Genomic DNA, 25,965 nt, shown 5'->3' on the forward strand with positions numbered 1-25,965 from the left:
AAACCGATCATGAAGCTGCCTGACACGATGCTCGGCATCCAGCTTACCGGACATGGCGGACCGGATGTCCTTCACGCCCGCCACGATATCCCCGTGCCGACCCCGGGGCCGGGGGATGTGCTGATTCGGGTGGCTGCTGCCGGCGTCAACAACACCGACGTCAATACTCGACTCGCCTGGTACTCGAAGGGCGACGCTGACAGTGAGGATGCCAGCTGGTCCGGCAACCCGCTTCAGTTCCCGCGTATTCAGGGGGCCGATGTCTGCGGCCGGATCGCCGCCGTCGGGGAGGGCGTGAGCGCCGAGCGGATCGGCGAACGGGTGCTGGTCGAGCCAGCCCTCAGGGAGCATCGCGGCGTGCCGCTGGATTCGCCCTGGTACTTCGGCTCCGAGTGCGACGGCGGCTTCGCGGAATACACCACCGTAGCCGCGCGGCATGCCTATCGCGTCGACAGTGAGCTGAGCGACGTCGAGCTCGCCTCCTTTCCCTGCTCCTACTCCACTGCCGAGAATCTGTTGACGCGGGCCCGGGTCGCATCGGGGGAACGCGTGCTGGTCACGGGGGCCTCCGGCGGGGTCGGCTCGGCCGCCGTCCAGCTGGCCAAGGCGCGTGGGGCCTATGTCATCGCTATCACCAGCGCGGAGAAGGCCGAGATGCTGCGGGAACTGGGCGCCGACGAGGTGGTATTGCGAGACCAGGCGCTGCGCGATGCCCTCGAAGCCGGCAGCGTCGATGTCGTGGCAGATCTGGTCGCCGGCGAGCAGTGGCCGCAATACCTGGAGGTGCTGCGCCGTCAGGGACGCTATGCCGTCTCGGGCGCCATCGCCGGCCCCATCGTCGAACTGGATGTTCGAACGCTCTACCTCAAGGACCTGAGCCTGTTGGGCTGCACGGTGCTGGAGCCGGAGGTCTTCGGCAATCTGGTCGCACACATCGAGAAGGGGCGCATTGCCCCCCTGGTGGCGGCGACTTTTCCCCTCGAGCAGATTGGTGAGGCACAGGCGCTGTTCCAGGAAAAGCGTCATGTCGGAAAAATCGTGCTTGAGGTTGGCGCAGCGGGGTAGTCACCTGGACGCCGAATCGTGGCCACCTCGGGTGTATGGCACTTGCTGTCGATACGGCGAGAGTTAACTCAGCTCACATGATTGTCTTGACTCAGGCCGCGCCTATCATCCAGATGACGGCAGCTCAGCTGATGGTGATGTCCGCCTGGATATTCCCAACCCACTCACCCGCATTACCCGTCTCTCCACCGCGTCCAACAGTTGGCCGCGTCCGGTTTCCACCAGGCTGAGCCAGTGTCTGGCGCGGGTGATGCCGGTGTAGACCAGCTTTGGTCTCAGGGTTGGGTTGAGGGGGCCTCTTCGCTCCCTTCGTGACTGACCACCCGATTCCTGCCGCCGTGCTTGCCGGCGTAGAGGGCGCGGTCGGCCCGCTGGATCAGGTCGTCCAGGTCGGCTTCCTCGTCGCGAACTCCTGCGATGCCGATGGTGACGGTCAGGCGGTGGGCGGGCACCGCTTCCATCACCGTCAGCTCGCTGACCTGCCTCCGCAGGCGCTCCGCCACCATCCGTGCGTCCTTCAGATGGGTCTCCGGCAGGGCCACGATGAACTCCTCGCCTCCGAAGCGTCCGATCACATCCTGGGGCCGGAGGGATCGCTGACAGGCTTCGGCGATCGCGGTCAGTACACGATCCCCCTGATCATGTCCCCAGGTATCGTTGATGGCCTTGAAGTGATCCACGTCGATCATGAACAGGCAGAAGGGCGCCTGGGCGTGCCGCGAGCGCCGTAGCATCGCCTCGGCGCGGGTCATGAAGTGGCGGCGAGAGTCCAGGCCGGTCAGTGCATCCTGCTCGGCGAGCCTGCGCAGCTGAGCCTCGAGTGACCTGCGGTGCGTGATCTCCTCGACCAGCTGGCGGTTCTGCACGCGCTCCTCCTGCAGAAGCGCGAACTGCTTGCGCTGCAGCTTCTCCAGGCGCAGCAGGGTGAAGAAGCCTACGCCATTGGTCATGATAAGCAGCAGGGTGGTGCGCATCACGACCACGGCAGGGGCGTCCGCCGCCATCACGGACGCAACCAGAAAGCCGATGCCCAGATAGAGGCTGGCGACTGCCGCGACGGGCAGCAGATTGGGGATGAGCAGGTAGAAGGCCATGGTGGCGACCACCACCGCCGGCACCTGGGTCGAAAGGGTCTCGGGGCGCAAGGGAACGATCAGGATGATACCGGTCGCCAGTATCCAGAGTGGCAGGGCGTGCAGCCAGACATGGGGGGTGTCGTTGCCCCGCCGTCCGATCACGACGGCCAGGGTCAGGCATGAGACGACCACCAGGGTGCGCATGGTGGTCAACAGGAAGAACTCCGGGGTCAAGCCGGTATAAAAGTAGTCCGAGATGGCAAACATGGCGTAGATCAGGGACGCCACGCTTAGCGCCAGGCCGGTTTCCGTTCGGACTCGTGGCTCGATGCTCCGGCGATACAGCGCTTCCCTGCTCTGCTCGTGGAACTGACCGGTCAGCCGGTGCAAGTGATGTGTGGTGCCTGGTGCCGGCAAGGCCAGGTCCTCCCCGTCCAGTTTGGGTTGAAGGGCATGGCGCCTCTCGCTGGGCATGGTGGCCCTGAAGGTGCCTGGATCCCGGGTCAGGGTATCGGAACCGGGCGTTGCCTGACGTTGAATCGGCCTACGTGGTATTCGCTGGCGCGGAGTCGTGCTGGGGCAGCGAGGCCGGTGATGCCAGACAGACGCGATCGCGGCCGCCGCGCCTGGCGCGGTAGAGCGCCTCGTCGGCACTCTTGAGCAGCAGCGGTAGCCGAGCGGGCCGCAGCTTAGGCTACGCAAATTTTTCTATTTTTTAGAATTTAAATTCCAATTTAAGCCGCTTTTGTTCGACTTTGTCGTTCCGCTAGTATGCTCACAAGCCGTTAGGGCATGAATCTCAAAGCCGAAACAAAGGAGGCACCTCATGAAGTTCAAACCGACCCTTTTCGCTCTGTTCATCGCCGCTCTTCCGATGGTCGCTCAGGCCGGCCAGGCCTCCGAGCGCAGCATTCAGTTGCACGAACCGCTGTCCACTCCCGAACAGGCCACTATCCAGGATTCTCCGGAGCCCGTTGCGATGATGACGATTGCCCAGACCTTCGAGCATGCCGACCAGAGCACTGCGATGGCCAAGGCCCGAGCAAACCTGAGCGCGCAACACCAGGACGTTCCACGTGTGGAAGCGTCCAGCGATGCTCTGCAGTTGAGCCTGAATGCGACCAAATGAAAGGGTGTAGCCGAACGAGGCTACTGAGAGGAAAGGCACGAAATGTGTCGTCGATACAGCAGTGCCTTCCTCTGCCGGTTAGCACGATCCAGCCGACACGATAATGGCCCGCTCATCGAGCGGGCCATTATCGTGTCGGGGCGTCTTTCTTTGTCATTCCGGCCGAATAGATTCATCGATTGATTCGATGAGCCAAAAGAATTTTTCGTGCAGATAGAGATGTGCCCCGCCAACCTGGCGGGGCACATCGTGTGGGTCTCTGGAGTCGGGTCTCCTGCTTCAGTGAAGCGTTACAGCCACCAGAAGCGCAGGGCTTCCTGTGTCAGTGATTCTGCGCCATCTTCCCTTAGGTGCTGGCCGTCCTCGCGCTGCTGGTCGTTGGAAGAATCCGCCTGCATGGCCACGCCTGTGCTTTCTTCCTGCAACGCCTTACGCTGACTTTCCTGATACTGGGAATCCATTGCCATCAGGGGGCCTGTGCTCAGCATCAGTGTCATCATGGCCAGTGCGACGTTTCGAGTTTTCATGGCAATACCTCGTGTCTATAGGGTGATAAGTGGCCTGTACTTGGCAGGGCGACGTAGAGGCAACCTCTCTCGCCGATAGTTAGAATGATAATTCAACCACTATGTAGAATAAAAAGTGCTTATATCGCACTTTTCATTCAATAAAATTGAATGATTTTGGGGCGGGGGCTAACAGCCGCTGACAGCGACAGCCTGCCGCGCGACTGACAGCATCCGGTGAACCCCCGTAGGAGCAGAAGCCTGCCCCTCGAGGGTCAATGTCGTCATTCAGCCAGTTTTCCGGGTGTTCAGGTCTTCCCGGGGGCTCCCAGCCCACTCACCCGCATCACCCGTCTCTCCACCGCGTCCAGCAGCTGGCCGCGGCCGGTTTCGACCAGGCTGAGCCAGTGTCTGGCGCGGGTGATGCCGGTGTAGACCAGCTCCCGGGTCAGGATCGGATTGGGGGCATCGGGGAGGAGCAGGGCGGTGTGGGTAAATTCCGAGCCCTGGGACTTGTGCACCGTCATGGCGTAGACCGTCTCCACCGCCTGCAGGCGGCTGGGCAGCACCCACTTGATCCGGCCACTGCCGTCCCCGGCCGGGAAGGCGACGCGCAGTGCCTGAACGCCGCGAACAGGCCCCTCGGATGGAGCTCGCGGCCGCGGCAGCGCCAGGGTGATGCCGATATCGCCGTTCATCAGCCCCAGGCCGTAGTCGTTGCGGGTCACCAGCACCGGCCGGCCGGGGTACCAGAGCCGCCGGCCGTTGCCGGTGTCGATCAACCCCTCCTTCTCCAGCGCGGTGCGGATGCGCTCGTTGAGCCCCTCCACGCCCCAGGGGCCGCGGCGCAGGGCGCAGAGCAGCTGAAACTGGCCGTGGGCGGCCAGCACCGCGCGGGCCCAGTCATCCAGGGTCTCCCGGTCGATTTCACCGTTCGTTTCCGCCGGTGGCGCGGTGTCTTTCATCGTCTCCAGATAGTGGCGATACCCCACCGGTGGCGGCAGCGGCTGGCCGCGCAGCCGGCGACCCTCGCCGGCGCCGGGGAAGCCTTCGGCGTGACCCGAGACCACCAACCGTTCCAGGCGGCGGTCGTGGTCGGTGTCGAGCTTGAGGTGCGAGAGATCGGCGTAGCCGTGTTCGAGCACGCGGCGAATGTCGGCGCGCTTCTGCCTGCCCGGTACATCTCGATTGACCGGGTCACGCCTGACCGGGGCACGCTTGACCGGGTCGCGATTGACCGCACCGGCGAGCTGGCCGATGCCGCTCTCGGCATCGAAGCGGTGACTGACCCGCAGCATGGCGATGGCCTGGTCCAGCGGCGCCCCAGCGGGGTCGAGCATCTCCGTGGGCAGCACCTGGCCGGTGGCCTCGCTGAGCCAGTCGGCGGTAGCCGGCGTGTAGTGGCCACCCTCGGCCCGGGCACACAGATCGCCCAGCACCGAGCCGGCCTCGACCGAGGCGAGCTGGTCCTTGTCACCCAGCAGCACCAGGCGGGCACGGCGCGGCAGGGCGTCGAGCAGCGCGGCCATCATCTCCACATCGACCATGGAGGCCTCGTCCACCACCAGCACATCCAGCGGCAATGGATTACGCGCGTTGTGGCGGAAGTGGCGGGTATCGGGGCGCGAACCCAGCAGGCGGTGCAGGGTGGTGACCTCGGTGGGGACCGCTTGGCGAAGTCGCTCGCTGTTGTCCTGGGAGGACTGATGAGTCGCCGATAAATTGGGCTCCCACAGGGTGGCCAGGCCGTCCAGTCCCAGGGAGCTGACCTGCCCGGCGATGGACTCGTTGAGTCGCGCGGCGGCCTTGCCGGTGGGGGCGGCCAGGCGAATGCGCAGCGGGCGCTGGCCTTCGCTCAGGGCCAGGGCCTGCAGCAGGGTCAGCAGCTTGACCACGGTGGTGGTCTTGCCGGTGCCGGGCCCGCCGGTGATCACCGCGAAGGGCGAGCGGATGGCCAGGGCACAGGCGGCCTTCTGCCAGTCCAGGGTGTCGGATGACGGGAAGAGGGCGGCAAGCGCCTGGGAGAGCGTGCTGGTCTCTGCCGCATGGTGAGCATGATCGGTGCCCCCACCGGCGTCGCCCTCCAGGCGGGCGGCGATATGCTGCTGGATCGAGCGCTCATGATGCCAGTAGCGGCGCAGGTAGAGCCGAGTGCCCTCGAGCACCAGCGGGGTACTGCCGGGGCCGTCGCCGATGATCGTCGGGTGAGCGAGCGCCGTCAGCCAGTCGGCGAGGCTGAGCTCGGTGAGCAGCTGGCTGGGTCGAGGCGGTGGGTCCTCCAGGCTGTCGCCCTCCGGCGGCAGCGAGAGTGCCAGGTCGGGCTCGGCCAGGGTCTGGGTCAGGTCCAGGCAGACATGGCCGCGGCCGAGCTGGTGGCTGGCGAGTGCCGCGGCCAGCAGCAGCGGGGTGGGGGTGTCGGCCACCTCCCGGGCCAGGAAGGCGGCGAAGGCGCGGTCCAGGGCGCGCAGCCAGCCGCGATCCACCCAGCGGTCGAGCAGGGCGAACAGTGCTGCGGTGTCGTGCAGGGCCTCGGCGGTGGGTGAGAAATCGCTCACGGTGGACTCCCTGGACCTCATGGCTGTGCCTCCGGGGTGGTAGCGTCGGCGTCACGAAACAGGGCATCGAGCGCCTCGATCAGCTGGCGTGGCGGACGTTCGCGATGCACGCCGCGGGAGGGGGCATGCTGGCCGCGCAGGAATACGTAGAGCGCCCCGCCCAGATGACGGTCGATATCGTAGTTCGGCAGGCGTGCCCTGAGCAGTCGATGCAGGGCCAGCAGGTAGAGGCAGTACTGCAGGTCGTAGCGCCGCTCGAGCACCGCATCGCGCATGGCCGCCTCGGAGTAGGCCTCGTCGTCACGGCCCAGGTGGTTGGACTTCCAGTCCAGCACGTAGAAACGCCCCTCGTGTTCCACCACCAGGTCGATAAAGCCCTTGAGCATGCCATTGAGACGGTCGCGCTCCAGTGCCGGGCGTGCCGCGCCGCCCAGGGTGTGAGTGCTGACCAGCGCGTCCAGACGCGTGGTATCGACCCTGTGCGCGGCGAACCAGAACTCCAGCTCCACCTGGTAGCGAGTGCTCTCCAGCCGGTCGAGGCGCAGTGGCGCCACCGGGCCTTCGGGGGCGTTCGGCACCGGCAGCTCGCTTGCCAGCAGGCCGCGCAGCCAGGCCTGCAGCGCCGGGATGCGATCGCGCCAGCCACGCAGGTTGGCGCGCCGCGCCAGGGTGTCGTCCAGCCGCACGGGCTCGGCGGCCAGTCGCGAGAAGCCCTCCTGGCCGGCCCACTCCAGCAGGCCGTGCAGGAAGGTCCCCGCCGCCGGGCCCCGCGGGAAACGGTGAATGGAACGATCTGCGCTTGGCCATACGGCGTTGATATCTTGCTCGAAATGCTCATTTAACGGCGTGTGAACTCCGCCTTCTCGCAAGATATCGCCTTGTCTGGCCTTCGCTCGATGGCGTTCCATGTCTGGCGCCACCCTGTCGCTGGGCTCGTCGCGCAACTCCCGGGCGGTGGCCTCCAGAGCGGTTTCGGGCTCTATCAACAGTGCCGTTTCGGGTTCTTCCAGAAGAGCGGACTCCTCCTCCCCACCGCCGATGCGTCCGCTGCCCATCTGTAATGCGGAATAGCTGGCGATCCACCAGTGCTCCCGGGCTCGACGAACGGGGCTCAGGGCCTCGCGCAGGGGCGCATCGCTGGTCTCGAGAGCCACCACCCGGTTGTCGGCCTCGGGGGCCGGCAGCACCTGTAGCTCCGTCTCCTTCGCCCCCTGGGCAAGGGGGAAGAGGGCCTCGAGCAGTCCATCCGTCGCGGGTGGCGAGAGCGGCGCCCCGGCGGTCAGTACCTGGCCGATGGCGCTGCGCTCCAGCTCCTTGAGCGGCGCGAGGCCCAGCCAGGTGGCATGCCGCGCACGGGTCAGGGCCACATAGAGCTTGCGCAGGTCCTCGCCCAGACGCTCGTCGTCGGCGCGTGCCAGCACGGTTTCGTCGGGCTCCAGGGAGAGCCGGGGGCGCCCCGCCTCGTCATGCCAGGTCAGCGGCAGGTCGCTGGCCTTCTTCGCCCGGAAGGCGCAGATAAAGGGCAGGAAGACCAGCGGGTACTCCAGCCCCTTGGACTTGTGGATGGTGATCACCTGGACCAGGTCGGCGTCACTCTCCAGGCGCAGCCGGTGGCTATCCGCCTGGGCCGGCGGCTGGGCACGGGCCTCGCCGAGGTGGCGGAGCAGGGCGTGCTCGCCGTCCAGTTCGGCACTGGCCTGCTGGAGCAGTTCGCCCAGGTGGAGAAGGTCGGTGAGGTGGCGTTCGCCGCTGGTACTCTTCAGCAGCCGGGTGGGCACGCCGAAGTCGGCCAGCAGCCGATGCAGCATGGGCAGCACCCCCTGGCGCTGCCACTGGCGTTGATAGGCCCGGAACTGCAGGACGCGCTCCTCCCAGACCAGCTCGTCGTGCTGCAGGGCATCGAGTGCGGCGAGGCTCATGCCCAGGCTGGGCATGGCGAGCGCCGCATGCAGGCGGCGCTCGCTGTCGGGCTCGGCGCAGGCGGCCAGCCATATCTCCAGCTCCAGGGCCGCGGGCGTCTCGAACACGCCCTCCTTGTCGGAGAGATAGACGCTCTTGATGCCGCGCTCGAGCAAGGCATCGCGGATCGCCCTGGCCTCGCCGGCGTTGTTGACCAGCACCGCCAGATCCGAGGGCGCCAGCGCTCTGAATGGCTCGCCGGGCTCGCTGAAACCGGTGCGCCCGGCCTGTCCCTCGCGCAGCAGTTCGGCCATATGGGTGGCACAGCGCGCCGCCATCTCCTCGAAGTAGGCACCCTTGGCGATACCCTCTTCGGCGGCACCGTCCTCGGTGGGTAGATGCCAGAGCGTCATCGCGGGCACCGGGGCCCCCTCGCGGGTCAGCACATCCTTCCTGCCCTTGGCGGCGACCGGCAGGAACGGCACGGGGTTGTCGCCTTCGGTCGAGCGAAACAGGAAGGCGCCGCGCCCGGCCGGGTGCGACTCGGCGAACCGAAACACCCGGTTGACGGCCGCCACCATCGCCTCGGCCGATCGGAAGTTGGTGCCCAGGGTGACATGGCGGCCGGCGGTGTCGCGGCGGGCCTGCAGGTAGGTGTGGATATCGGCGCCGCGGAAGGCGTAGATCGCCTGCTTGGGATCGCCGATCAGCAGGATGCCGCTGGGGGTATCGGGGTCCGGCTCCGCCGCGAGCCGATAGACATGGTCGAACAGCCGGTACTGCACCGGGTCGGTGTCCTGGAACTCGTCCACCAGCGCCACCGGGAACTGGCGCCGCACATGGGTGGCCAGGGCCTCGCCGGAGGGGCCGGCAAAGGCGACATCGAGACGCTCGAGCAGGTCATCGGGGCCGAGTTCGGCGCGACGCTGCTGTACCCGCCGGCGACGCTCGTTCATCCAGCGTACGGCGTGGGCCAGCAGGTCGGCATGGGCATCGGGCAGGGCCTGGAGCCGGTCGGGCAGTTCGGCGATGGCCTGCAGGGCGGGGTGGTCCAGGGGCGCGCCGTCCTTCCAGATCTCGGCGATGCCCTCCGGGGTCAGGCGCTTCCAGGCGGCGTCGGTCAGTGCCGGGGTGTCGAGTTCGGGGTCGTTGACCCAGTCGCGCAGGGCGCCCAGCCAGTTGGCGCGGCTTTTGCTGTTGAGCTTGCGCTGATCGAAGGCCTTGCCGGCGGCGGCTGTCTCCAGGGCCTCGTCGAGCTCATCGAGCCAGGCGGGCCAGGGCGCCTTGAGCTCGCCCAGCACTCGCCTGCGTTCTGCCTGCATGCTGGCCAGCGCCCCGGCGGGGGACGGGGCATCGTGGAGCAGGTCGGCGTCGCCCTGCAGGCGGCGTACGTCCTCGGCCAGGGCGTCGGGGCTCTCCCAGTAGCGGCTGACGACCGCCAGGGCCTCGGCATCCAGGGCGTAGTAGAAGCTGCGCCAGTAGTCCCGGGCAACCTCGAGCTCGAGTTCCGACTGGTCGAGGTTCATCTCCAGGGAGAAGAGACTGCCGCTCTCGAAGGCGTGCTCGCGCAGCATGCGGTGGCACCAGGAGTGGATGGTGGAGACGGCGGCCTCGTCCATCCACTCGGCGGCCAGCTGCAGGCGCCGAGCGCAGGCGGGCCAGCGCTCCCGGGGGTAGCTGTCGCGCAGGGCCAGCAGCGGGTCGCTCGAGGGACCGGAGTCAGCGGGGGAATTATCCACTGCCGGTTCGTCGAAAAGGTCCCTTGCCATGGACGGGGCTTTCCCTGAGGCAGGCCTCTGCGGAGGCGCTGTGAACCCCTCCCTGGGCGCTACCGATGCCGTCCCTGGCATAGGACCTCCGCGACGACCTGCCCCAGGCGCCCCTTCGGTGGCTTCTTCTACTGCCTTACTGAAATTGGACGGAGCTTCCGATTGAAACACCTCGGCGGCTTCCACCAGCCGAGCACGGATGCGGTCGCGCAGCTCCCGGGTGGCGGCGTTGGTAAAGGTGACCACCAGAATCTCCGGCGGGGTAAGGGCGCGGGGGAAGCTAAGGGTGTCGGTCTCGTCCCGCGGGCCCAGTACCAGGCGCACGTAGAGCAGGGCGATGGTGAAGGTCTTGCCGGTGCCGGCGCTGGCCTCGATCAGCCGGCTGCCGGTGAGCGGCAGGTGGATCGGGTCCAGGGTCGGGGGCGTCTGGTCCTGTGGGGTCATGTCCTGTCTCCCTTGCCCTTTCCGGTGCTTCCCCTGGTGCTCTTCCCTTTCGGCTTCTTCACCGCATGTAGCAACGGGGCGTAGAGCGCCTCGGCCAGCTCGGCGAAGCCGCCGGCCTCCGTCGAGTGCAGCATGATCTCCAGCTGTGGCCACTGGCGCATCAGGTAGGCGTCGCGGCCGCGCTCGCCATGGTCATTGTTGAAGCCACTGCCGTAGTAGGCGGTGACGAGGGCTCTCCAGGCCTTGTCATCCTCCGCGCCTGCCTCGCCGGCGAGGCAGTGTTGCATGGCCTGGGGCGTGCCGCCCTTCTCGAGCCAGGCGAAGGCGGCATCCCGGGCCAGCGGCAGGGGCGTGGCCATGCCGTGCTGCCAGGCGGCGACGATGATCGCCAGGTGCGCGCGGGCCTCCTCGGCGGGCAGCGGAGCGAGGGTGCCACCACCGGCGCGGGAGAGCAGCCGGGTGGTCATGGGCCCTTCCAGCTGGCCGGCGAGATGGGCGACCCAGGGGGTGAGCCAGTGCTTCCAGTGGTACCTGCCCTTGTTGACAAGGCTGCTGGTGGTAAGCAGCACACGGCAGCGCTCCATGGCATCGTTGACCCGCAGCTCGCCCAGCCAGTCCTCCAGTACCGGCGTGTCGCCCGGTGTCTCCCGGAGGTCGAGGGAGATGTCCAGCGGCTCCTGCATGGCGTGGGGCCACTCCTCGAGCACCTGACGATATTCGGAGAAGAGACTCTCCATGGGCTCGACGAGCTCGTCACGCATGCGCTCGGCGAAGCCGCCCATGGCCAGGCGCCCCTCGCGCTCCAGACGCTCCAGGGTGGCCAGCATGGCGGGTTCATGGGGCTCGCCGGCCTCCACCGCCGCGCGGCTCGCCTCGATCAGGGCATTCTGCAGCTGCCAGCGATCGAGGCCGTCCAGGGTGAAGGGTTCGCTGTCGAGGGACTCGGTGGCCTCGGTGTCGAGATGGACCTTGAGGCGAGTGTTGTAGAAGGCCTCCACCGGCGCCTTGAGGAAGTTGCCCAGCTGGGCCAGGGTCAGCGGGTTCTCCTGGCGGAATGGCGCCAGCGGTGTCGCCATGGTCGAGTCGGCCTCGGACTCGGCGTCGGGGCGATGCAGCTCGCGCCACTCGTGGGCGTAGGTGGCAAGACCCGAGCCCTCTCCACCGGTGCCCGGTGCCGCACCCCGGAAATAGTCGATGCTGAAGGGTTGCAGCGGGTGTTCGGTGGTCAGCGCGGCCAGCAGGGCGTTGCCGTTGGCCTCGTCCTCGCTTCCGGCCAGGCGCCAGCCCCGGGCGAGGTGATCGCGCAGCTGACCGAGCAGCACCGAGGGGGGCTGCTCCGTGTTGTCGATGATGCTGCGTCCCACCCAGCTGATGCTCAGCCGATCGCGGGCCGAGAGCAGCGCCTCGAGGAACAGGTAGCGGTCGTCCTCGCGGCGCGAGCGGTCGCCGGGACGGTAGTCCTGAGCCATCAGGTCGATATCCAGCGGGCGCTGCACCCGCGGGTAGTCGGCATCGTTCATGCCCAGCAGGCAGACGTGGCGGAAGGGGATGGCGCGCATCGGCATCAGGGTGGCGATGTTCACCGCCCCGGCCAGGAAGCGCTGCGAGAGGCTCGCCTCGTCGATCTGGGCAAGCCAGTGCTCGCGCACCACCGAGAGCGGCAGGGGTTCGCTGAGCTCGGCCTCCTCGGCGCTCTCTTGCCAGCTTTCCAGTGCCTGCTCGAGCCGGGTCAGCGCCATCAGGTCCTGGTCCGAGTCGGCCAGGAAACAGGCCTCCAGCAGGCCGCGCAGCCGCTCGCCCCAGGTGGCCACATCACAGGGCTCGGCCAGGGTGCGCCACTGGGTTTCCAGGGTATCGACAAGGTCAATCAGCGGGCCGGCCAGAGCCGCCTCCAGGCCGCCGATATCGTCATAGGGTTCCACGTCCTGCCAGGGCCCCTCGGCGGCGGCGCCTACCGCATAGCCGAGCAGCAGCCGGCGCAGGCCGAAGGACCAGGTGTTGGCGGTGAGGCCCTCCGGCAGGTCGAGGCTCTGGCGCTGATGGGCGTCGAGCCCCCAGCGAATGCCGGCACCCTCGATCCAGCGGCGCAGGGTGGGCAGGCCACTCTCCGGAATGCCGAAACGCGCACGCAGCGCCGGCACCTCCAGCAGGTCGAGCAGGTCGCTTACCGAGAGTCGCAGCTCCGGCAGGCGCAGCAGCGATTCCAGGGCGATCAGCAGCGGCAGGCGGTGGCGGCTGGCCTGGTCGGATAGGGTGAAGGGGATATGGCGCGGATCGTCGGCGTCGAGGCGGCCGAATACCGCCTGCACCGCGGCGGCGTACTGGTCCACGTCGGGCACCATCACCAGGATGTCGCGGGGCTTGAGGGTCGGGTCCTCGCTGAAGGCGGCGAGCAGCTGGTCGTGAAGGATCTCCACCTCACGCAGGGCGCTGTGGGCCACCTGAAAGCGCAGCGAACGGTCGTGGGCCGGGTCCACCGCCGGCCAGGTGTCGCGGGTCTCCTGGAGGGGGCGCAGCTCGAGGATATCGTCCTGCAGCTGGCGAAGCAGGCCGGGGTTCATCTCCGGGGAGGCCGCCGCTGCCTCGCTCTCGCCCAGGGGGGATTCGAACAGGTCGATGCGCAGCGACTCGCCCTCGAACAGACGACGATAGGCCTGGGCCTCGTCGAACTCATCCAGCAGGCGCAGGTAGTCGCGGCCCTGCTTGCCCCAGGCGGCCAGCAGAGGCTGGGCATGCAGATGCAGCTCGGTCTCGGCCAGGTCCGCCGGCATGCCGGGGCGCCGCTGCTGGCGCCGGCGCTCCGCCCGAAGGAGGTCCTTGTGCTCGATGATATCCGCCCAGTAGTGGCGGCAGGGGTTGTGCACGCAGAGCAGCACCTGGCTGACCCGCGCCATGGCGGCCAGCGCCTCTAGGGTCTGGGCGGGCAGCGAGGAGATGCCGAAGACGATGACCCGGCGGGGCAGGCCGTGAGGACGATGCGTTGTGTCGAGCTCCCGGCATGCCGCCAGAAAGCGTTCGTGCACCGCCGCGCGGCTCGAGGCGAGGCCCGCCTCACCATGGGCCCTGGCGATATCGTCGCGCAGCACCCGCCACAGCTCGGCCTGCCAGCACTGCTCCTCGGCGAGGGGGCGCGCCTCGCCCCGGGCGGAGATCAGCACATCCTCCCCCTTCGCCCAGGCGGCGAGCCAGTCGGCGCGATAGACCTGGTACTGGTCGAAGAGGTCCGCCAGGCGCTCGGCGAGCTGATGGCGCTTGCGCAGGTCATCGTCGCCTTCCAGGAAGCGTGCCAGGGGAGCGAAGGTGGAGGAGTCGAGCAGGGTCGGCAGCAGCCGCATCAGCCGCCACGCCAGGCGCGGCTTGTCGAAGGGGGAGACCGGGGGCACGGCGTCTTCGCCTTCTCGTTGGGAGAGCACGGCCCGGTAGGCCTGCCACAGGAAGCGCGCGGGCAGGGTCACGTCCAGGGCCGCGGCGATCCCGGCGCCACCCTGGTCGCGGTCCTCGGCGAGCGCCAGCTTCAGCCACTGGCTGATGCCGTTGCTCTGCACCAGGATCGTCTCGTTCTCCAGTGGCGCGAGCGGGTGGCGGCGCATCCATTCGACCGCCAGGCCCCGCAGGGCCTCCAGGCGGTTGCCATGGATCACCATGAACCCGGGAGTAAGCTCGGTTTCCTGGGAGAGGCATGAGGGCATGGCGAGTCCTTCGCAACGATAGGCGGACCCTCATGGTGCCGTAAATCGGCAGGGGCATGAAGCGGGGCATGCCCCTGCCTCGGGGCTATCGCCGTGACCGACAGGGTGATAGCGAAAGGCGCCGGAACGGTCTTGAGCGGTACTGCCATCTGCGATAGCCTTGGCCCCTGCCTATGGTTTAGGGCCGAGTCATTCAGGGAAGGGGATAAACTCCTCCTCGTCCCCCGCCACCCTGGGGAAGTTCTGGGCCTTCCAGTCCGCCTTGGCTTGCCTGATGCGCTCGCGACGGCTGGAGACGAAGTTCCATTCGATATGGCGATGGCCCAGGTGCTGCCCACCGACGATGGCGATGCGCGAGTCGCGTGTTGCCGTCAGCTCGATGTCGGGGGCATCAGTCAACACGGCCATCGCGTGCTCGGGGATGCGGGTGTCATCGGTGTTCAGCTCACCCTCGGCCACATAGACGGCGCGCTCCTCCGCCGCCGGTACCTTGATGCTCTGCCCGGCGCGCAGGTGCGCCTCGACATACAGCGTGTCCGCAAACACCTTGACGGGCGAGGTAGCGCCGTAGGCGCTGCCCATGATCACGCGGATCGGCACGCCCGCGACCTCGACACGGGGGATATCGGCGTCGGGGTAGTGGTAAAACGCCGGATCGGTCTCCTCGTCGGCTTCGGGCAGCGCCAGCCAGAGCTGAAGGCCGTTGAGGCGATGGGCCCTCTCGGTGACCTCCGGGCGCTCACGCTCGGAGTGGTTGATCCCCCTGCCCGCGACCATGAGATTGACGTCACCGGGGCGGATGGGCTGGTAACTGCCGACCGAATCCCGGTGCAGTATCTCGCCCTCGAACAGGTAGGTGACCGTGGCCAGGTTGATATGCGGGTGGGGCCGCACGTTGATGCCTTCCCCGGCGGGGAAGTCGGCAGGACCCATATGATCGAAGAAGATCCAGGGGCCGACCATGCGGCGCTTCTGGACGGGCAGCAGGCGACGTACCGAGAAACCGCCCAGGTCCTTGTCACGCGGCTCGATCAACAGGTCGATCGCCTGGCAGCCGACCGGACTTGTGCAGTCCTGGTCAAGGGCTTCATCGGGTTGCCGTGTCAGTGTGCTCATCGCTGTTCTCCTGCCTGCAGTTGCCGGGTCCAGTCGCCCAGGGCCGTTACCAGCTTGGCGATGAACTCGCGGGTGGTCTCATCGGTAAGACGGCCTTCGGCATCGAAGCGTTCATGGGCAGAGGCAATCATCACTTCCGGCTTGTTCACGCAGTGCATGTCCAGGAAGACCATGGAGCGCCGCAGGTCGTATTGCGCTCGCACGCCGCCCAGCAGACTCATGCTGGCGCTCATGATCGCGGCGGGCTTGCCGGCGAATGGCTGAGGCTGCTCGCGGGAGACCCAGTCGATGGCATTTTTCAGCACGCCCGACATCGAGTAGTTGTATTCCGGTGTGGCGAACAGCAGCGCGTCGGCTTCCTTGACCTGCTCCACGAGCCTGGTCACGGCAGCCGGTACGTTCTCGTCACGCTGGTCCTGGTCGTAGAGGGGAATCCGTGACAGATCGGCGAACTCGATGCTGATGTCGGCAGGGGCCGCGTCTCGGGCCGCATGAAGTGCCGCGGTATTGTAGGAATCCTTTCGCAGGCTGCCGGAAATGGCGAGAACCTTGAGTGTGTCAGTCATGACGTCTCCCTGGACGATGTGATTGCAGTTGGGGTCGAACCAGCGGAGGTCGGTGACACCGCCGGTCGACACTATCCCGAGGCGTTATGCCAGATCAAACAGTAGAATTTCCGAGGCCTCGACGCCGGTCACGTCGATGGACTCGCCGGGCTCGAAGGCGGCGGCGTCGCCGGCCGAGAGCCGCTGGCCGTTGACCTCGGCTTCGCCGCGGACCACATGCAGCCAGGCATGGCGTACCGTCGGTGTCGCTGCCTGTTCGCCGGCATCGAACAGTCCGGCATGGAGGTTGACGTCCTGGTTGATGCTGACCGAACCATCGCGGCCCGCTTCGGAAACGACCAGTCGCCACTCACCCTGTCGCTGTTCTTCCGGAAAGCTCTTCTGCTCGTAGCTGGGAGCGATACCCTGCAGCTTCGGCTCGATCCAGATCTGCAGGAAGTGAAGCTCCTCACTCGAGGAGTTGTTGAACTCACTGTGCACCACACCGGTGCCCGCCGACATGCGCTGTACATCACCGGGTTGCATGACCGCCCCATTGCCCATGCTGTCCTTGTGGGCCATGGTGCCCGACAGCACGTAGGAGATGATCTCCATGTTCCGGTGCGGGTGGGCACCGAAGCCGGCCCCGCCCTGGACTCGGTCTTCGTTGATGACACGCAGCTTCCTGAACCCCATATGGGCGGGGTCGAAGTAGTCGGCGAACGAGAAGGTGTGTCGGGAGCGTAACCAGCCGTGATCGGCATGACCGCGTTCATTGGCGCGTCGCAGTATCATGTTGCCTCCTGGATGTCTCGGGGAGTTGATGTCTGGGGAAATGACACCGTCACACGATGGCGCCTTATCGAGGCCGTGACGCCGATCACGGCCTGGTCTCGAGTGCGGACCGACGAGCCTCGGTCTCCATCATCGACGGTTGAGGTCTTTCTTCTGCCCTTGAAAGGCTTATTGCACCTTCCTGGCCAGATGCTGATCCAGCGAGAACCGTCCGCCACCGCTGATCGCCAGTGATGCCGAGATGGCGGCCATGGCGAGGGCAAATTCATAGCCGTTGTTGCTCATGAACATGCCGTTGCCGATATGGACAGTGAAGATCGCGACCAGCATGGTGACGGTCAGGACCAGTGCCGCGGGGCGCGTCAGCAGGCCGATCAACAGCGCGAGGCCGCCGAAGAACTCGGCACTCCCGGAGGCGAGGGCCATCAGGTAACCGGGCTCCAGGCCAATGGAGGCCAGCCACTGCCCGGTTCCTTCCAGGCCGAAACCGCCGAACCAGCCGAACAGTTTCTGGGCGCCGTGAGCCATGAAGATGATGCCGGCGGGAATGCGCAGGGCGAGGGGAGCCAGGCTTGCCGGGGTCGCGAGTGCCTTTTGAACGAGTGCCGTAGTCATGTCGTACCTCCTGGAGTATGGGATAAGCCGGGTGGAGAGCGTCGTTGGTGGCTAAGCCCTCCGAAGCGATGTGTGCATGGTAGGCGTTCACTTGTATCGATGAAAAGCGGCTGTTTTTGCACTTTATGTTCGATATTTTAGAAATGTTTTGAGCGGAGCGTGCCGGTGAGCGAAACCATCACGTGCGCTGCCGGGGGGCTGGGCGCACTCGAGAATGGGGTACCATCGAGGAAGGATTCGATAATGGAGGCACAGTCATGAGCGACTATCTGCTGGGCGAGCAGGAGCTAAGCGCCGGAAAGATCTACCGGCTGTTCTCGGGCAGCATCTGTCCGCGACCGATCGCCTGGGTCTCGACCCTGGACGACCGTGGCAATGCCAACCTGGCACCCTTCTCGTTCTTCAATGTCGTCAGCGTCAACCCGCCGGTGCTGGGCTTTTCCCCCCTGCTCGATGGTGACGCCAATCCAAAGGGCACCATTCGCAACCTGGAGCAGGTGGGCGAGTGCGTGGTGCATATCAGCGGTGAGGGGTTGGTTCAGGAGATGAATGCCACCAGTGCCGGGCTCGAACACGGTGATGACGAATTCATCCATGCCGGGCTAGAGAAGGTCGCCATGGCTGGCGTTTCGGTACCCAGAGTGGCCGGGGCACCGGTGGCCTTCGGCTGTCGGCTGCGTGAGATCATCCGCTTCGGTGATCAACCACTGGCCGGCAACCTGGTGCTCGCCGAGGTGGTGTCGATCCATGTCGACGATGCCGTGTGGGATGGCCGGCACGTCAGCGTCGAGGGGCTGCGCCCACTCGGGCGAATGGCCGGCAATGACTACGCCCGCTGCAGCGATCTCTTCGAGGTGGAGCGCCCGGCCTCGGGGAGCGCCATGAGCGCCCAGCAGCGCGGCGGTTGAGCCGGATGGTGAGCTCGACGCCACTCACAACGCCTGACGGTCGCTATATCGTCGTTCGTGGCCGGCTATGGCGCTGCAGTGACCCCTCCCTGCCGGACTCCCAGCGCAGGGAGGAGGTACAGCGGCTGATGAAGGCCCGTCGCGATGTCGGCCAGGCCCGCCGCACCGGTGACACCCGTGCCGAGCGCGAGGCACGTGAACGGGTCGATGCTGCAAAGCGGGCGCTGGGCGAGCGCGGCCCGGTGTGGTGGGAGGACAATGCGCCGGACTATACGCGGCGCAAGGTCGAGAACACTCCCTATGCGGACTGGTTCGCTGGCTTGGGGGCTAGATAAGGATGCCCCCGTTTGGCTCAAGCCTGAGGCTGGCAAGGGCGCCCCTCAGCGGTAGGTGTCCTCAAACTGCTGGCGCAGCTGGTTCTTCTGCACCTTGCCCATGGTGTTGCGGGGCAGGCTATCGATGAAGAACACCCGCCTGGGTTGCTTGTAACGGGCCAGCCGTCCCTCGAGATGACCGAGCACTTCAGCCTCGTCGAGCCTGTCCCCAGGCTGTAGTACCACCACGGCGGTAACGCCCTCGCCAAGGTCGGGGTGGGGCAGGCCGATCACCGCCGACTCCACCACGCCTGCATGCTCATCGATTACCTCCTCTACCTCCCTGGGGTAGACATTGAAGCCACCGGAAATTACCAGGTCCTTGTCACGGCCAACGATCTGCACGTAGCCATGGCCGTCGATCATGGCCAGGTCGCCGGTAATGAAGAAGCCGTCATCCAGCAGCTCCTCACGCGTCTTCTCGGGCATGCGCCAGTAGCCGATGAAGACGTTGGGGCCGCGCAACTGAAGGATGCCGATCTCGCCATCGGCCACTTCCCGGCCGGTCTCGCGATCGATGATGCGGATCTCCACCCCCGGTAGCGGCCGACCCACGGTGCCGGCACGGCGCGTCCCGTCGTAGGGGTTGGAGATATTCATGTTGGTCTCGGTCATGCCGTAGCGCTCGAGGATGGCGTGACCGGTCTTCTCCTCGAAGGCCTGGTGAGTCTCGGCGGTCAGCGGTGCCGAACCGGAGACGAACAGTCGCATCCTGGCGGTAACCTCGGGAGTCAGGCGCGGGTCTGCCACCAGGCGGGTATAGAAGGTGGGTACCCCCATCAGCACCGTGCCGTGGGCCATCGCCTCGATGATCACGTCGGCATCGAACTTGGCCAGGAAGAGCATGCTGGCGCCGGCCATCAGGGTGACGTTGCAGGCCACGAAGAGGCCGTGGGTGTGGAAGATCGGCAGGGCGTGGATCAGCCGGTCCGTTTCGCTGAAGTGCCATGCCTCGGCCAGGGTGGCGGCATTCGAGCCGAGGTTGCGGTGGGTGAGCATGGCCCCCTTGGAGCGCCCGGTGGTGCCGGAGGTGTAGAGGATGGCGGCCAGGTCGTCTTCGTCGCGGGGCTCCACCGCCTCGTGCGGGGTCGCCGCGGCGGCCGCTTCCACCAGGCTGCCGTCGGCGGCGGTGCCCAGGGTCTGTACCGCAGGGCAGCCGGTCTCGGCGGCGAGTGCGCGCGCCTCCTCCACGGCGGCGGGGCGACAGACGAACAGCGCCGGCTCGGCGTCACCGAGGAAGTAGCGGATCTCGTCGCCGGTGTAGCCGGTGTTGAGTGGCAGATAGACGGCACCGATGCGCAGGGTGGCCAGGTAAAGCAGGATTGCCTCGGGACTCTTGTCGACCTGCACCGCTACCCGGTCGCCGGGCGCCACGCCCAGCTCGATCAGGGCGCCGGCCAGGCGTGCACTCATGGCCAGCGCATCGGCATATGAATAGTCGCGCCCCTCGCGGGTGGTGATGAAGTCGGCGTCGCCACGCTCGTGCATGCGGCGGGCAAAGGTCTCGAACAGGTTGTGGCTCATTTTGTCGCTTCTCCCTTGGCCTGCTTCCTGGCCTTGCGAACGAGGTCCTTGACCTCGCTCGAGCAGGCCACGGTTCCATGGGCCGTGTAGTTCTCGTGGTTTCGCTCGATATCGTTGAGCACGTAGAGGTAGTTGACCATCAGGCCGGCGCCTTGCTCGATCCCCTTGGTCGAAATGTCACCTAGCCAGTTGATGCGGTGCAGCTCGGCGCCGTTTCCCAGGTGAAAGCGGGCCACCGGATTGAGCGGCAGGCCACGGGTGTTCTTCTCTTCGGCAAGATAGCGTGCGGCTAGTGGCCGGAGCCGGGAGCCAAACGTCTTGGTGAGTTCATCGTTCCGGTGCCAGCCGGCATTCTGCATGTCGCCGATAGCGTCGCGGAGTTCGGTAGGTAGGTTCTCGTCGTGGCCACGTTCGGCCAGCCACTGGGCAAAGCCCGGAACTGGCGAGAGGGTGACGAAGTTCTTGAGCTGTGGCAGTTCCTGCTTGAGTTCCTGCACCACCTGCTTGATCAAGAAGTTGCCGAAGGAAATGCCACGCAGGCCAGTCTGGCAGTTGCTGATGCCGAAGAAGGCGGCCGAGTCTGCTTCCTCGGGCTCTTCTACGCCACCGTCCTCGCCGGCCAGGATTGGTTGGATACGCGCCGGTAAGCCCTTGCACAGCGCTACCTCCACGAAGATCAATGGCTCGTCGCCGATCGCCGGGTGGAAGAAGGCGAAGCAGCGTCGGTCCCGGGCATCGAGGCGTCGACGCAGGTCGTCCCAGTCACGGATCTCATGGACCGCCTCGTAGCGGATGATCTTCTCCAGGATTGAGGCCGGAGTGTTCCAGTCCATGCGTTTGAGCATCAGGAAACCACGGTTGAACCAGGAGCCGAACAAGTGTGCAAAATCGGCATCTATGGCCGCGAGGTTTGGGTGCTTGCGGAGCATGTCGAGAAGGTCCTCGCGTATACGAACCAGCGAGTAGGTGCCGTCGCGAGCCAGGTTGAGACGCCGGAACAGCTCCTGACGACGTGGTTCGCAGGCCTCGAACAGGGCCTCCAGGGTGGCGTTGTCGCGGCTCTCGCGGTATGCCGCGTAGGCGGCATCGATGGTCGACGGCTCGGCGGCAAACTCTTCACTCAGTCGGGTGAAGAAGGCCAGACGCTCATCTGCGGTTAGGCACTCGTACATTTCCAGAGCGCGGCTGGCCAGGGCGATGCTGGAGGCTTCGCCGTCGCTCTCGAGTAGTGCATGGCAAGCCGCCACCAGGTCACCGTGATTCGGCGACTCGCCAGACCCTCGCCTTCGCCTCAGCAGGGCGTCGCGCTGAGTAATGTTGTTGAACAGCTCCTGCAGGAAAGTCATGTTCATGGTGTCGACTCCATCAGCCCATCAGCAGGTTGGGCAGCCACAGGGCGATACCCGGGAAGAAGCAAAGCAGAATGATCGCCAGCACCATGCACAGGGCGTAGGGCAGGCTGCCCATCAGAATGTTGCGCAGCGATATATCCGGCGCGATGCCCTTGATGATAAACAGGTTGAGTCCGACCGGCGGAGTGATCAGTCCGATCTCCAGGTTGATGGTCAGCACAACCGCAAACCAGTAGGGATCGAAGTCGGCGGCGAGAATGATCGGCAGCAGGATGGGGGCTGTCATCACAATCACCGCTACCGGTGGCAGGAAGAAGCCGGCGACCAGCAGGAAGAGGTTGATCACCGCCATCAATACCCAGCGATTGACCTCCAGGTCGGCGATGGCGCCGGCCACGGTCTGGGTGATGAACAGTGACGAGAGCGCATAGGCAAACACCTCCGCACAGGCAATCACCAGCATGATCATCACACTCTCGCGCAGCGAGTCGCGCATGATCAGCTTGATCGGTCCGAGCTGCCACATGCGATAGATGATGATCGCCAGGGCCAGGCACAGGAAGGCACCGACGCCGGCCGCCTCGGAGGGGGTTGCCACGCCACCGTAGAGTGCGAAGAGGATGCCTACCACCACCGCCAGGAAGGGCAGCACACGAACCAGCGCCTTGAGATTGGTGTCGACGTTGGCCTTGATGGTCTCCTTCATCTGCCCGGCGGCCTGTCCCAGGGGATTGTTGTAGCCGCCGGCCATCTTGCAGGCGATCACCGTCCAGATCATGAACAGACCGGCCAGCATGAAGCCCGGCACCACCCCGGCGATGAACAGGCGACCGATGGAGGTCTCGCTGGCGATACCGTAGATGATCATGGTCACCGAAGGCGGGATTAGAATGCCCAGGGTGCCGCCGGCGGCGATGCAGCCGGCGGCGACGCCATCCGGGTAGCCGCGGCTGCGCATCTCGGGAATGCCCATCTTGCCGATGGCCGCGCAGGTGGCGGGGGAGGAACCGGAGAGGGCGGCGAAGATCGAGCAGGCGCCGATATTGGAGACGGCCAGGCCGGCGGGCAGTCGGCCCATCCACAGGTCCAGCGAGCGATAAAGGTCACGGCCGGTAGGGGAAGACGCTACCGCTGCGCCCATCAGGATAAACATGGGGATGGCCACGAAGCCGAACTCGGCGAGACGTTCGAAGAAGGTCTCGCCGAAGTAGGTGAGCTCGGGCAAGCCGCGGTCATAGAGCAGCGCCATCAGCGAGACACCGCCCAGCGCGAAGGCGATGGGGGTGCCAATGGCCATCAGTACCATGAGTGCGACGGCAACGATGATGCCAAGGGTAATAGGGTCCATGTCAGTCCTCCCCTCGCAGCATTTCGGCGACGTACTGCAGCGTCAGCAGGGTGGCGCCAACAGAGACTGGCAGCAGAGCCGGCCACAGTGGAGGGTTCCACACGGTGCCGGTGGTCCACTGGCCGTGGAAGGCCTCGACGACGTAGACCCAGCTGCCGTAGGCCAGGGCGGCACAGAAGGCCAGGCCGAAGAGCGAGGCGATCCACCACATGACCTTCTTGGCGATTCCGCCCAGGGCGTCGGGCAGCAGGGTGATGGCCACGTGGCCACCGGTCATCAGCACATAGGCGCTACCCATCAGCATGGCGCCGGTGACCGAGAAGATGGTGAACTCGGTCTGCCAGCTGGTGCTCTGGCCCAGCACGTAGCGCACGAAGACCATGTGGCAGATGGCCAGCACACCGGCAATGAACATCGCGGCGGCGAGATAGGCCGAGGCGCGGGAAATGGTATCCATCAGGCGGATATAGACGTGAACAAGCGGCAGGCGTCGGGAGTGTGGCGAGGAAATGGCCATGGTCATGTCGTCCCTCATGAGTCAGGGGCGCCGGCCACCTGGGCCGGCGCCGATGGCTGAAAAACGAACCGCCTTACTCGACGGCCAGAGCGGCGTCGATCAGAGCCTGGCCGTTGGGGACGTTGTCGGCGAAGTTCTTGTAGGAGGTCTCCTTGGCAATCTTCAGCCAGGCGTTGTAGTCCTCCTCGCTCATGCTGACCACCTCTACGCCATTCTCCTCGTAGGCTTCGACCATCTTCTGGTCCAGGCCAGCAGCCTCGGCGGCGAAGAAGGCCTCGGCTTCCTCGGCAGCAGTGGTCAATGCCTGTTGCTGCTCGTCGTTGAGCTTCTCCCAGCTCTGGTTTGAGATCAGGACCGGCTCGTACATGAACCACAGTGCATGCTCGCCGGGCTCGGTGAGGCAATCTACCTGCTCGTAGATACGGTAGGAGACGAAGGACATCGAGGAGGTGTTGGCAGCGTCCAGGACTCCGGTCTGCAGTGCGGTATAGATCTCAGAAGAGGGCATGGAGGCGATCGAGGCTCCGGCGCCTTCCAGCATCTGCTCGAAGGCGGGGCCGGCTGCGCGGAAGGTCTGGCCGTCGACTGTCTCGGGGGACGTGATGCAGTTCTGGCTTGAAGCGAAGCCTCCGGCCAGCCAGGCGTCGGCCAGCACGCGGGCTCCACCTTCGTTGATGACCTCCTTGATCATATCCATGAACTCGGAGTCATTCAGACGCTGGGCGTGCTCGTGATTACGTACCAGGCCGGGCATCAAGGTCGCGGAGAACTCGGGATGACGGCCACTGGCGTAGTCGAGGGGCAAGGCAGTGATGTCCAGGCGGCCACGCGAAATGGCGGCCCACTGCTCGCGCGCCTTGAACAGCGACTGACCCGGATACACTTCAATTTCCAGGCCGACGTCGGCTTCGGCGACCTTGTCGGCGATCATCTGGACCATCTCGTCACGCACATCTCCCTGGCCGCCGGGGAACTGGTGGGAGGCCCGCAGGACAGTCTGGGCGGAGGCGGTGGTGCTGACGGCCAGGGTGGCGAGGGCCAGGCCCGCCAATAGTGGGCTGATTGAGCGTTTCATGGCATCTCCAGCTAAGGTTGTTCTTGTATGAAGTGTTTATCAGCAAGGCTGATGTATACTTCAATAGACCTATTGGTATGCCAGTGTCAATTTTGCGGTGTTAGACCAAGGTGGGTCTTCTACGGGAATGGAGGAAATCGTGCCATGAAACGCTCCAATGCACAGCGCCTCAGGGACGCTCTCGAGGATGACATCATCAATGGTCGACGAGCCCCGGGGGAGCGTCTGGATGCCGATGCGTTGTGTCATGAGTTCGGTGTGTCGCGTACACCGGTGCGGGAGGCAGTGCAGCAGCTGGTGGCCAGTGGTCTGGTAACGGTCTCGCCCAAGAAAGGCACCTTCGTGGCCAGAATTGGCATCGATGAGCTTATCGAGATGTTTGAGGTAATGGCCGAGCTGGAGGGTATGTGTGGCCGCCTGGCTGCTCGTCGCATCGATCAGGCTGAGCTGGAAGTGCTGCGCCAGGCCCATGAACGTTGCGAGGTCGCCGCCAGGGCTGGGGACTCGGACGACTACTACTATGAGAACGAGGCCTTTCATGACTGCATATACCTTGCCAGCCACAACGGCTTTCTGGCCGGTGAGGCGAGGCAGCTGAAACAACGCCTGAAGCCCTACCGACGGCTGCAGCTGCAGGTACGCCAGCGGCTCATGTCATCGTTGGAGGAGCATCGCGACATTGTCGCGGCGATCGAGTCCGGTGATGCCGCAGGTGCCGAACAAGCCCTGCGCGAGCATGTGTTGATCCAGGGGGAGCGGTTCAGCGACTTCGTTTCCAGCGTGCGACGCTTCGGCCTCGGTCGGGAGGCAATGGACGGTGGTGAGGCCTCTCGCTAGTCTCCCACAGGGTTATTCCAGCAGCATCGGCACCTCGCCCGCCTCGAAGGCGAGCAGCCAGCGCTTGCGGCCGATGCCACCGGCGTAGCCGGTCATGCGACCGTCACTGCCGATCACCCGGTGGCAGGGCACCACGATGGAGATGGGATTTCTGCCGTTGGCGGCGCCTACCGCGCGCTGGCCGCCCTTGCTGCCCAGCTGCTCGGCGAGTTCGCCGTAGTTGCGGGTCTCGCCATAGGGGATCCTCTCGAGTGCGGACCACACCCGGCGCTGGAAGTCGGTGCCCCGGGGGGCCAGCGGCAGGTCGAAGTCGCGGCGGGTGCCGGCAAAGTACTCGGCCAGCTGCTCGCGGGCCTGGTCGGTCAGCGGGCCGGGGTGGGGTGGGTCGGTCTCGGTATCGACGAAGTCGATCTCGGTGATGCCGGTCGCATTGGCGCGAAGGCGAATCAGGCCGAGGGCGTCGGCCGCCGGTGGCCGGTAGTAGTCGATGGTGTCGCGGCTCATGCTCATGGCGTGCTCCTGGCAGTGCGAAGGCCTTCCCGGAGTCTACCCGCTTTGATGGGTGGTGCCACAGAGTGAAACGGCCCCGCGGGCAGCTCGTGCGCGCGGGGCCGTTGCGGGTGACGCCTGAGTATCACACCTGGGCGTCACACCAGTTCGCGATTCTCTTCCTGCGCCTTGCGACGATCGCGGATCACGGCGCGGCAGATCAGTGTCAGCACGCCCAGGGTCAGGGCGGGCCAGATCAGTACGTAAAAGGTAAACAGCGTGGTCATGGTCGATCTCCTCCGGGTGGCGCCGGGGTGGCCGGCGCTACCCATATGGTT

Annotated in this window: 21 protein-coding genes and 1 pseudogene; 5 read left to right on the plus strand and 17 right to left on the minus strand. The window is 65.8% G+C overall.

The genetic code is table 11. The features are described 5' to 3' along the window. The first annotated feature begins 9 nt into the window (after window positions 1-9). On the plus strand, window positions 10-1,065 hold the full coding sequence (locus IOC61_RS16880) for an alcohol dehydrogenase family protein (protein WP_229333212.1): 1,056 nt from the start codon (window positions 10-12) through the stop codon (window positions 1,063-1,065). A gap of 105 nt (window positions 1,066-1,170) precedes the next feature. Here IOC61_RS16880 and IOC61_RS17995 read toward each other — a convergent pair. Both IOC61_RS17995 and IOC61_RS16885 read right to left on the minus strand, forming a co-directional pair. Beyond that, window positions 1,171-1,353 (minus strand): annotated as a pseudogene (locus IOC61_RS17995) (hypothetical protein); the annotation flags it as partial. Next, on the minus strand, window positions 1,341-2,615 hold the full coding sequence (locus IOC61_RS16885) for a GGDEF domain-containing protein (RefSeq protein WP_195689891.1): 1,275 nt from the start codon (window positions 2,613-2,615) through the stop codon (window positions 1,341-1,343). The gene IOC61_RS16885 and the pseudogene IOC61_RS17995, both read right to left, overlap by 13 nt. A gap of 352 nt (window positions 2,616-2,967) precedes the next feature. Here IOC61_RS16885 and IOC61_RS16890 point away from each other — a divergent pair, with 352 nt between their 5' ends. Further along, window positions 2,968-3,270, plus strand: a complete 303-nt coding sequence (locus tag IOC61_RS16890) for a hypothetical protein (protein ID WP_195689892.1) — start codon at window positions 2,968-2,970, stop codon at window positions 3,268-3,270. A 290-nt stretch (window positions 3,271-3,560) separates the two neighbouring features. Here the strand turns inward: IOC61_RS16890 and IOC61_RS16895 are convergent, their stop codons facing one another. The 8 genes from IOC61_RS16895 to IOC61_RS16930 form a co-directional block, all read right to left on the minus strand. Further along, a complete protein-coding gene (locus tag IOC61_RS16895) occupies window positions 3,561-3,797 on the minus strand; it encodes a hypothetical protein (protein WP_195689893.1) in 237 nt (78 codons plus the stop codon). A 287-nt stretch (window positions 3,798-4,084) separates the two neighbouring features. Then, window positions 4,085-6,352 (minus strand): exodeoxyribonuclease V subunit alpha, encoded by a 2,268-nt coding sequence (gene recD, locus IOC61_RS16900; protein ID WP_195689894.1) that lies wholly within the window; start codon window positions 6,350-6,352, stop codon window positions 4,085-4,087. Further along, window positions 6,349-10,443, minus strand: coding sequence for an exodeoxyribonuclease V subunit beta (gene recB, locus IOC61_RS16905; RefSeq protein ID WP_195689895.1), 4,095 nt, complete (start codon window positions 10,441-10,443; stop codon window positions 6,349-6,351). The genes recD and recB overlap by 4 nt, the downstream gene beginning before the upstream one ends. Next, window positions 10,440-14,132, minus strand: a complete 3,693-nt coding sequence (gene recC / locus IOC61_RS16910; RefSeq protein ID WP_195689896.1) for an exodeoxyribonuclease V subunit gamma — start codon at window positions 14,130-14,132, stop codon at window positions 10,440-10,442. Before recC ends, recB begins: the two co-directional genes overlap by 4 nt. Before the next feature lie 189 nt (window positions 14,133-14,321). After that, on the minus strand, window positions 14,322-15,248 hold the full coding sequence (locus tag IOC61_RS16915) for a pirin family protein (RefSeq protein ID WP_195689897.1): 927 nt from the start codon (window positions 15,246-15,248) through the stop codon (window positions 14,322-14,324). Further along, a complete protein-coding gene (locus tag IOC61_RS16920; protein WP_195689898.1) occupies window positions 15,245-15,814 on the minus strand; it encodes an NADPH-dependent FMN reductase in 570 nt (189 codons plus the stop codon). The genes IOC61_RS16915 and IOC61_RS16920 overlap by 4 nt, the downstream gene beginning before the upstream one ends. An 84-nt stretch (window positions 15,815-15,898) precedes the next feature. After that, on the minus strand, window positions 15,899-16,588 hold the full coding sequence (locus IOC61_RS16925; RefSeq protein ID WP_195689899.1) for a pirin family protein: 690 nt from the start codon (window positions 16,586-16,588) through the stop codon (window positions 15,899-15,901). A 168-nt stretch (window positions 16,589-16,756) separates the two neighbouring features. Then, the gene (locus IOC61_RS16930) at window positions 16,757-17,203 is read right to left on the minus strand and encodes a DoxX family protein (RefSeq protein WP_195689900.1); all 447 of its coding nucleotides are present in this window, start codon (window positions 17,201-17,203) and stop codon (window positions 16,757-16,759) included. A gap of 257 nt (window positions 17,204-17,460) precedes the next feature. On the opposite strand from IOC61_RS16930, the gene IOC61_RS16935 reads away from it, so the two are divergent. After that, complete coding sequence (locus IOC61_RS16935) at window positions 17,461-18,111, plus strand: flavin reductase family protein (RefSeq protein WP_195689901.1); 651 nt, start codon at window positions 17,461-17,463, stop codon at window positions 18,109-18,111. Between the two features lie 5 nt (window positions 18,112-18,116). After that, complete coding sequence (locus tag IOC61_RS16940; RefSeq protein ID WP_195689902.1) at window positions 18,117-18,446, plus strand: hypothetical protein; 330 nt, start codon at window positions 18,117-18,119, stop codon at window positions 18,444-18,446. A 45-nt stretch (window positions 18,447-18,491) separates the two neighbouring features. Here the strand turns inward: IOC61_RS16940 and IOC61_RS16945 are convergent, their stop codons facing one another. The 5 genes from IOC61_RS16945 to dctP form a co-directional block, all read right to left on the minus strand. Beyond that, the gene (locus IOC61_RS16945) at window positions 18,492-20,009 is read right to left on the minus strand and encodes a malonate--CoA ligase (protein ID WP_195689903.1); all 1,518 of its coding nucleotides are present in this window, start codon (window positions 20,007-20,009) and stop codon (window positions 18,492-18,494) included. Further along, on the minus strand, window positions 20,006-21,361 hold the full coding sequence (locus IOC61_RS16950) for a malonyl-CoA decarboxylase (RefSeq protein WP_195689904.1): 1,356 nt from the start codon (window positions 21,359-21,361) through the stop codon (window positions 20,006-20,008). The genes IOC61_RS16945 and IOC61_RS16950 overlap by 4 nt, the downstream gene beginning before the upstream one ends. Before the next feature lie 13 nt (window positions 21,362-21,374). Next, complete coding sequence (locus IOC61_RS16955) at window positions 21,375-22,709, minus strand: TRAP transporter large permease (RefSeq protein WP_195689905.1); 1,335 nt, start codon at window positions 22,707-22,709, stop codon at window positions 21,375-21,377. Between the two features lies 1 nt (window position 22,710). Continuing rightward, window positions 22,711-23,232, minus strand: coding sequence for a TRAP transporter small permease subunit (locus IOC61_RS16960; RefSeq protein WP_195689906.1), 522 nt, complete (start codon window positions 23,230-23,232; stop codon window positions 22,711-22,713). A gap of 67 nt (window positions 23,233-23,299) precedes the next feature. Beyond that, a complete protein-coding gene (gene dctP, locus IOC61_RS16965; protein WP_195689907.1) occupies window positions 23,300-24,301 on the minus strand; it encodes a TRAP transporter substrate-binding protein DctP in 1,002 nt (333 codons plus the stop codon). A gap of 144 nt (window positions 24,302-24,445) precedes the next feature. Here dctP and IOC61_RS16970 point away from each other — a divergent pair, with 144 nt between their 5' ends. Further along, a complete protein-coding gene (locus tag IOC61_RS16970; RefSeq protein WP_195689908.1) occupies window positions 24,446-25,138 on the plus strand; it encodes a GntR family transcriptional regulator in 693 nt (230 codons plus the stop codon). Between the two features lie 12 nt (window positions 25,139-25,150). Here IOC61_RS16970 and IOC61_RS16975 read toward each other — a convergent pair whose 3' ends face one another. Then, on the minus strand, window positions 25,151-25,648 hold the full coding sequence (locus IOC61_RS16975) for a methylated-DNA--[protein]-cysteine S-methyltransferase (protein ID WP_420706363.1): 498 nt from the start codon (window positions 25,646-25,648) through the stop codon (window positions 25,151-25,153). A 137-nt stretch (window positions 25,649-25,785) separates the two neighbouring features. After that, complete coding sequence (locus tag IOC61_RS17735) at window positions 25,786-25,914, minus strand: putative transporter small subunit (protein WP_229333213.1); 129 nt, start codon at window positions 25,912-25,914, stop codon at window positions 25,786-25,788. Between the last annotated feature and the right edge of the window lie 51 nt (window positions 25,915-25,965).

Origin of the sequence: Halomonas sp. KAO (assembly GCF_015595025.1) — a bacterium.
GTDB lineage: Bacteria > Pseudomonadota > Gammaproteobacteria > Pseudomonadales > Halomonadaceae > Halomonas.

Excerpts from the sequence above, each read along its gene's own strand:
- IOC61_RS16880 (WP_229333212.1), top strand. The coding sequence starts at position 10 with ATGAAGCTGCCTGACACGATGCTCGGCATCCAGCTTACCGGACATGGC.
- IOC61_RS16885 (WP_195689891.1), bottom strand. The coding sequence starts at position 2,615 with ATGCCCAGCGAGAGGCGCCATGCCCTTCAACCCAAACTGGACGGGGAG.
- IOC61_RS16890 (WP_195689892.1), top strand. The coding sequence starts at position 2,968 with ATGAAGTTCAAACCGACCCTTTTCGCTCTGTTCATCGCCGCTCTTCCG.
- IOC61_RS16895 (WP_195689893.1), bottom strand. The coding sequence starts at position 3,797 with ATGAAAACTCGAAACGTCGCACTGGCCATGATGACACTGATGCTGAGC.
- recD (WP_195689894.1), bottom strand. The coding sequence starts at position 6,352 with ATGAGGTCCAGGGAGTCCACCGTGAGCGATTTCTCACCCACCGCCGAG.
- recB (WP_195689895.1), bottom strand. The coding sequence starts at position 10,443 with ATGACCCCACAGGACCAGACGCCCCCGACCCTGGACCCGATCCACCTG.
- recC (WP_195689896.1), bottom strand. The coding sequence starts at position 14,132 with ATGCCCTCATGCCTCTCCCAGGAAACCGAGCTTACTCCCGGGTTCATG.
- IOC61_RS16915 (WP_195689897.1), bottom strand. The coding sequence starts at position 15,248 with ATGAGCACACTGACACGGCAACCCGATGAAGCCCTTGACCAGGACTGC.
- IOC61_RS16920 (WP_195689898.1), bottom strand. The coding sequence starts at position 15,814 with ATGACTGACACACTCAAGGTTCTCGCCATTTCCGGCAGCCTGCGAAAG.
- IOC61_RS16925 (WP_195689899.1), bottom strand. The coding sequence starts at position 16,588 with ATGATACTGCGACGCGCCAATGAACGCGGTCATGCCGATCACGGCTGG.
- IOC61_RS16930 (WP_195689900.1), bottom strand. The coding sequence starts at position 17,203 with ATGACTACGGCACTCGTTCAAAAGGCACTCGCGACCCCGGCAAGCCTG.
- IOC61_RS16935 (WP_195689901.1), top strand. The coding sequence starts at position 17,461 with ATGAGCGACTATCTGCTGGGCGAGCAGGAGCTAAGCGCCGGAAAGATC.
- IOC61_RS16940 (WP_195689902.1), top strand. The coding sequence starts at position 18,117 with ATGGTGAGCTCGACGCCACTCACAACGCCTGACGGTCGCTATATCGTC.
- IOC61_RS16945 (WP_195689903.1), bottom strand. The coding sequence starts at position 20,009 with ATGAGCCACAACCTGTTCGAGACCTTTGCCCGCCGCATGCACGAGCGT.
- IOC61_RS16950 (WP_195689904.1), bottom strand. The coding sequence starts at position 21,361 with ATGAACATGACTTTCCTGCAGGAGCTGTTCAACAACATTACTCAGCGC.
- IOC61_RS16955 (WP_195689905.1), bottom strand. The coding sequence starts at position 22,709 with ATGGACCCTATTACCCTTGGCATCATCGTTGCCGTCGCACTCATGGTA.
- IOC61_RS16960 (WP_195689906.1), bottom strand. The coding sequence starts at position 23,232 with ATGACCATGGCCATTTCCTCGCCACACTCCCGACGCCTGCCGCTTGTT.
- dctP (WP_195689907.1), bottom strand. The coding sequence starts at position 24,301 with ATGAAACGCTCAATCAGCCCACTATTGGCGGGCCTGGCCCTCGCCACC.
- IOC61_RS16970 (WP_195689908.1), top strand. The coding sequence starts at position 24,446 with ATGAAACGCTCCAATGCACAGCGCCTCAGGGACGCTCTCGAGGATGAC.
- IOC61_RS16975 (WP_420706363.1), bottom strand. The coding sequence starts at position 25,648 with ATGAGCATGAGCCGCGACACCATCGACTACTACCGGCCACCGGCGGCC.
- IOC61_RS17735 (WP_229333213.1), bottom strand. The coding sequence starts at position 25,914 with ATGACCACGCTGTTTACCTTTTACGTACTGATCTGGCCCGCCCTGACC.